The sequence below is a fragment of the Bradyrhizobium sp. 31Argb genome, assembly GCF_043638955.1.
Lineage (GTDB): Bacteria > Pseudomonadota > Alphaproteobacteria > Rhizobiales > Xanthobacteraceae > Bradyrhizobium.
Window position 1 is genome coordinate 1 of record NZ_JBEGDB010000363.1, and the last position, 6,528, is coordinate 6,528.

4 protein-coding genes and 1 pseudogene are annotated in these 6,528 nt (G+C 61.1%); all 5 read left to right on the plus strand.

Features of this window, described 5'->3' with window-relative positions; genetic code table 11:
• A pseudogene (locus AAFX91_RS37460) lies at positions 1–974 on the plus strand (hypothetical protein); the annotation flags it as partial.
• A gap of 104 nt (positions 975–1,078) precedes the next feature.
• Complete coding sequence (locus AAFX91_RS37465) at positions 1,079–1,282, plus strand: hypothetical protein (protein ID WP_130576910.1); 204 nt, start codon at positions 1,079–1,081, stop codon at positions 1,280–1,282.
• 139 nt (positions 1,283–1,421) lie between these two features.
• Positions 1,422–2,714, plus strand: coding sequence for a c-type cytochrome (locus AAFX91_RS37470; RefSeq protein ID WP_394569853.1), 1,293 nt, complete (start codon positions 1,422–1,424; stop codon positions 2,712–2,714).
• Positions 2,715–3,159: 445 nt separating this feature from the next.
• Positions 3,160–4,062, plus strand: a complete 903-nt coding sequence (locus AAFX91_RS37475) for an alpha/beta hydrolase (RefSeq protein ID WP_130576912.1) — start codon at positions 3,160–3,162, stop codon at positions 4,060–4,062.
• A 682-nt stretch (positions 4,063–4,744) separates the two neighbouring features.
• On the plus strand, positions 4,745–5,848 hold the full coding sequence (locus AAFX91_RS37480; protein WP_245475638.1) for a transglycosylase SLT domain-containing protein: 1,104 nt from the start codon (positions 4,745–4,747) through the stop codon (positions 5,846–5,848).
• The last annotated feature ends 680 nt before the right edge of the window (positions 5,849–6,528 follow it).

The window sequence follows — 6,528 nt, forward strand, 5'->3', positions numbered from 1 at the left end:
GTTCTCCACAAGACTACCTCCCGCCAGGGAATCAGTCTTCGCCGATCTTCGCAACAAAGATGTGTGCATCAAATAGCGGAAATCGCGGCTGGCAATCTTGGCTAGAGGCCACGGAGGAGCTGATGGGCGTTTGGCGAAGTCGACCGCAAGCGCTGCACTATAGCCCCGGTGACCCAATAGTGCTGCGCGACGCCAACGGCGACAGCACCGGCTACCAAGACACCGCCATGACCGCGCGTCTGCGGGGAGAACTGCGCGAGGTCAATGACATGCTCTCGTCGATCAAAATCGAGCTCGACGGCGTGGCCTGGCGAGGCCGATACATGGTCTTCACCAGTGCCAACGGGGCCCAAAGCTTCATCCGGCCGGTGCCAGGCAATCCAGTGCGGCGGATCTTCGCCCGCAGCTCGTTCAAGCTCGGCGGAAGGGCCTACGGCTGGCACCAAAACATTCCGAAGGAGTGGCGCAAGCGCATCACAATCAACGGGATGACGACGGCCGAACTCGACTTTCGCGCGATGCACTTATCCATGCTCTATAACGAGGCCAACACGCCGATGCCGGCGGGCGATCCATATGCAATCCCAGGATGGCAACGCGTCGACGTCAAACTCGCCGTGAATATCGCGCTCAATGCCGCGACGACGCAGGGCGCAATCGGTGCGCTCAGCCAGGCCGCGGGCTTCTCAGCGCCGAACGACAGGACGAAGGCCGCCGAGGTCATTCTTGCTGTCCGCGCCAAGCACAACCCTATTGCCGGCGCCTTCGGCTCCGACGCAGGCATTCGCCTAATGCGCCGAGACTCCGACATCATGATGCGCGCGCTGAAGGTTCTCAACGCCGACGGGACACCAGCGCTGCCGGTTCATGACAGCTTGGTAGTGCCGCAGCGCCACGCGGGGACCGCAGCAGCGGCAATGAGCCGAGCGTGGGCAGAACTATCAACAGGGCCAAACACAGCCCGGATAGGATAACCCCCCGGAGGAGAAAGGGGGGAAGGAACCCACTCCGTTATGTAGGTACAAAGTCGAAGAGCCTTAATCCGATCAATGATTTCACGCGCAATGGAAGGATCGCCGTGAAAATCTACTTCACCGAGATCGACAACGTCATGATGAAGGACCCGGACGACTTCATCCTGCTAATGTTCTTGCGCCGGCATCACTGGGGCCGCCCGTTCTACATCGCCAAGGAGATGCACGCCGCATCCAGCCCGAGGCTGCTCGAGGAAAGGAGCTGCGCCGGTCAAAAAGGGAATGCAGAAGCCTCACCGAGTTCGTGAGGCAAGCGCCAATCTCTCTCAAAGAAGACCATCGTAGCCCTGGAAAAATAGCTACTGAGAACGCGGAAGGGCCTTCGTCTCGCTTGAGAAAACGGGCAGAATGGGCACGGGGTCCATCGAGATCGCGTGAGAAGACTGAATGAGTGTGACCTTGCGTCTGATTGCCGCGGTTCTCACCACTTCGGTGCTTCTGATTCCGAGAATTGCATACGCCGAATTGATGGGACACGGCGGACCTGTACGAGCGATTGCTGTTTCAGGCGATGGTGCGACGGTCCTGTCGGGAAGCTTTGACACTGCCGCGATCCGCTGGTCGCTCACGACCGAAGCCGCGGAGCAAGTGCTTCGGTTTCATTCGGACGCGGTGAACGCCGTTGCGTTTCTCAAGGACAGGAGAGTGGCAACGGCGGGCGCGGATGGACGCATCGCGATCTGGACGGCAGACCGGCAGGACCCTGACAGAGTCTTTGAAGGCCATACGGGGCCAATCGTTGCCATTGCCGTCTCGCCGGATGTGTCGACAATCGCATCCGCCTCCTGGGACGGTACGGTGCGGCTTTGGTCACTGTCGGATGGCACGTCGCGCGTGCTCGAGGGGCATTCGCAGAACGTCAACGGCGTTGCCTTCACACCTAACGGACGGTCGGTCGTGAGCGTGGGCTACGACATGACGGCACGGATCTGGCGCCTGACGGATGGTACGTCCGAGATTGCCACGTCGCCGGCACCATTGAACGCAGTTGCGATCGCGCCAGATGGCGAAATCGTCACAGGCGCGGCGGACGGTAGGCTCCGCATGATGACCTCCGACGGGAAGGAGAGCGGCGACGTCGCGGCCAGCGGCACGCCGATCGTGGCCTTGGCGATCTCGGGTGACGGCACCTTGATTGCCGCGGCCGGCGTTCGCGGCACCGTGTCGATCGTCGATCGCAAGGCGCGCAGCACGCTGCGCAAGCTCGTCGGTCCTAATCTGGCGGTCTGGTCGGTCGCGTTCCTGTCCGATGGCGCGACGCTCCTGACCGGTGGCGCTGACGGCAAGATCAGGCGCTGGAATGCACTGACCGGCGATGCCGTCGGCTCGAACGTGTTTGGTACATCGACCGATCCGCTCGCCGCCTATGCCGGCGATCACGGCGCCGAAATCTTCAGGGCCTGCGTCGCCTGCCACACGCTGTCGGAAACCGAAGTCCAGCGTGCCGGTCCAACGCTTGCCGGGATTTACGGCCGAAAGATCGCCTCGCTGCCGGGCTATCGCTTTTCCGAGGCGCTCAAGACGATGGACATCGTCTGGACGCCGGAGACCGTCTCAAAACTGTTCGAGATCGGACCGAATGCCTATACGCCCGGCACGAAGATGCCGGAGCAGCATATTGGCTCAGCCGAGGACCGCCGCGCGCTCACAGACTTTCTGGCGCGTGCGACGTCGAAGTAGCAAGTCCTGGCCTGTGTCGAGCAAGTTCACGGCCGAGGGAGGCGCCTGCAGCAGCTTGTGCCCAAACTGTGCCGCCGCGTCGAAGCCGGCGGGTAGCCCCGGGACAGGCGGCTCGCCTTCTACCACGCCTTCATTGGGGATACCCGAGAAGATCTCAGCCATAAAGTGCCAAGTATCGGTTTTTGAGGGCGAAGCAGAACTCGTCTGCTTAAGCAATGCATTGCCGTTCTTGACCCAACCCGGACATGGCCGGGCAACTTTGCTGTGACGCACAAGACATTCCCATTCGGTGATGTGTTAGAGTGCCTCCTCGCCTAAGGGAAGACCTGTGAGGCGGCGCAATTTCATTGCGGTCGTTGGCAACGCCGCCATCGAATGGCGGCTCGCGGCGCCTCGACATGGACGCCACGGTCGCATCGTAACCGTAGTGGGAGGAAATGTGGCCATGCGCAAGGACATCGAATTCAAGACCGAGGACGGCATCAAGTTGCGAGGCTGGCACTATCTGCCAGAGAACCGAACCGGCAAGGTGCCTACCATTGTTATGGCTCACGGCTTCTCCGCCGTGAAGGAAATGTATCTTGATCGCTTTGCGGACGCCTTTGCCGCGGCCGGGCTTGGCGTTTTGGTGTTCGACAACCGCAATTTCGGCGCGAGCGACGGCGAGCCCCGACAGGAAATCGACCCCTGGCTACAGGTTAGCGACTATCGAGACGCCATCACGTTTGCCGAAGCACTGCCTGAGACGGACCCCGCGCGCATCGGTATTTGGGGCTCAAGTTACAGCGGTGGTCATGTGATGGTGGTCGGGGCAATCGATCGACGGGCAAAATGTGTAGTGGCGCAAGTCCCGCTCGCCAGCGGTCACGACAATGCACGTCGCCTAATTCGAGCCGACTACCTTGCCGGGGTGCAACAGATGTTTGTCGACGATCGTCGTGCTCGCATGGCCGGGAAGCCGCCGGCTATGATTCCAGTGGTGGCCGAAGATCCGGCGGCGCCATCCGCCCTCCCTACACCGGACAGTTGGAAATGGTTCACCGAGACTGCTCGCAGCCGTGCGCCCTCCTGGAAGAATGAGGTTACCCTCCGCTCTATCGAGATGTTCACCGAATACGAGCCCGGAAGTTATGCCGCCTTTATTAGCCCTACGCCACTGATGATGGTGGTTGCGCTTGGTGATGTCCTTACGGTCGCGGACCTGGCCCTGGGGGCCTATGAGCGGGCGCTTGAGCCTAAGCGTCTCGTGACGCTGACCGGCGGCCATTTTGACGCCTACGTGAAGGATTTCGAAGCCTCCGCCGGACCAGCGACCGAATGGTTTACACAGCACCTGCTTGCTAAGTAGCCGACCAATAATCGTCCGGCTCGCGGCGATGCCTCAGAATCGCGTGCCTCCATGTTGGGCCAGAACGGTGAGAGTCCCGATTCTGGCCCATCAGCGAAGTGGCGGCACATGTCGTCGAGGTCCGCTCAGCGGGGTGGAGCCGACTAGATTTGCTCACCTTGAGTTCTTCGCATTTTGACCCAACTGAGACGTTGGCGCCCTGGTTTACTGTTATGCAAGGCGCGGCAAGCGCTGTGGCAGACTGCAACGCTGGGGCGAGAGGAGCACACGCGACGGCAGACGTTCATTGCGGGCATAGCGGTCATGGCAGCCCTGAGCTTAGCTCGACCGGCTTGCGCTGAGACCGACGCTAGCGGCCATAAAGCGGATTGCGATTGTCCATCCCAGCGAACCGCCCGAGCAACTCCGAGGTCTTGCCACGTCGCGGACTCGAGGAGCTTGGAAGCGACGTGCGCGCGGGCACCGGTCTCGATGCGCTAACGCGCGAAGATGCCTTGCTTGGCGATGGTTTCGACATGGCGTCTGTCCTGTCCCTCGGCGGGAGGCGCAAAGACCGCAACTTCCAATCTAGGCGATCTTGGCGACGCGGCCGAGACAGGCCGCACCTGCGCCACAGGTGCGCCCTATTGTCTTCCCTTTGCCCCCTTAATGTGCGCGCCAAGTCGGGGATCTGCAGTCGGAATTGAATGGGGAAACCGCGGCGGCGCGGCTGGCGACATTGAAGATTTGGCAAGCAAGCTGTGTTGCCGGCGCGCTGACCGCGATTTCGCTTGCCGCGATTTATCAGATCGCGGTATCGCGCCCGAGCGTCGCAACGCCGAATGCGAGAGTTGCTGATGCATTCAGCGCCATCCCACTGAACGTGACGACGGTCCTGACAAACGCCCTCGCAGCGTTGCCCGCCTCGGTCATCGAGGCGAAATTCGATACAACATCATCGGCTAATGCGATTGTTGCGGCGGAATTCAGCGATGCACCGGACGCGGTGATGCTGTCCGATGTGACCCGTTCGCTGCGACAAGGACGAATGTTGCAGGCCAGTGCCAGCCTTGAGGCTGTGCCGCCTGAGAACGAGGCAACGCCACAGCAGGGCCGTCCGCCTGCTTCGCCCAATCCGGACGAAGGCGAACTGCCGTATCTGAAGTACTACGTCTACTCGGAAATTCCGCCGCCGGAGAAACCCGCGAAGATCGCTCTAGCGGCATTGAGCGACGTTCCGCTCGGAACGCCCGTCCAGGAAGTCGAACGCGCGGCCAAGGCGTTCGGTGTCGATGCCAATTTCATGAAGGCGGTCGCCAAAATCGAATCCGATTTCAATCCCAGGGAACGCACCGGCTCCTATGTCGGTCTGTTCCAGCTAAGCAAGTCTGAGTTCGGCAAATACGGATCGGGCGACATCCTCAATCCTCGCGACAACGCGATGGCTGCCGCCTACAAGTTCGTCACCGAGGCTGTTCTATTCGAAGTAATAACTCACAAGCAGCCGACGTTTTCCGATCTCTACCTGATCCACCAGCAGGGCGGGGAAGGAGCCGCCGAACACGTCAGCCATCCGCAGCGGATTGCCTGGAAGTCGATGTGCGCAACCCAGGAGGGCTCGGCGAAGGGCGAGCGATGGTGCAAGCGCGCCATCTGGGGCAACACGCTGCCGGCGGTCAAACGCGAATGGAAGTCGGTCGATCGCCTCACCTCGGGCGCGTTCGTGGCGATGTGGCGGGACCGCGTCGACACCCTCTATGCCCGCTATCCAGCGCCAACGCTGGCGGCGGCCGAACGCTTGAGATGACAGTTTGCGACTGCCCACACGTCGTTTCGTCGGGAAGGTGTGTCGGCACTCTTGGGAGTCCAGTCTCCGACGCCGGAGAGAGGGTTGCGTTCCGCTCAGAGATCGGGTGGTTGCTCGGCCCCCGGCGGTCGGATTGATCTCAAGACCTCGACCGGTGCTGCTCCGAGGCCCGGGCTCCTAGATTCAGAAGCAATCATGTCGGCTGATGGCCCCGTCTGAGACCTTCCGGCCGACTCCGAATATGTCCGCTCGCTGGGCCTGACCGGAAATCATCGTACCGGGAGCGAAAGGGCGCCTGTTGACCCCAAACGGACATGCCGCAGTAGTCGCGACGAAATGGCGAGAGCATCCACGACGCCACCGACGAGCTCCAGAAGCATCTCGACAGGATCGAAGAAAGCAAGACCTGAACCCTCCTGACTTTGGCGCCAACCCACCGCCGCCGCACTGTCGCGCATTACGGTATGCGAAAGGCGATGCTGTTTCACCTCGTCGGTCTCCCGGTTTATGGGCCTTCGCCGCTTAATTCTTTTGATGTATCACCCTTCATCCACTTGAACACACTTGGCTGTCGGCGCGGAACGGCGTGTAGCCCATTAGGCTACTAGTGGTCTATCACAGTGATTTTGACTCTTTGGGGGTGGCTGGATAGGCGCGGCCGAGTTTGGCGCGAGCTTTGT

What these genes read in the sequence shown, in the direction of transcription:
- AAFX91_RS37475 (WP_130576912.1), top strand. Translation starts at nt 3,160, where the DNA reads ATGCGCAAGGACATCGAATTCAAGACCGAGGACGGCATCAAGTTGCGA.
- AAFX91_RS37470 (WP_394569853.1), top strand. Translation starts at nt 1,422, where the DNA reads ATGAGTGTGACCTTGCGTCTGATTGCCGCGGTTCTCACCACTTCGGTG.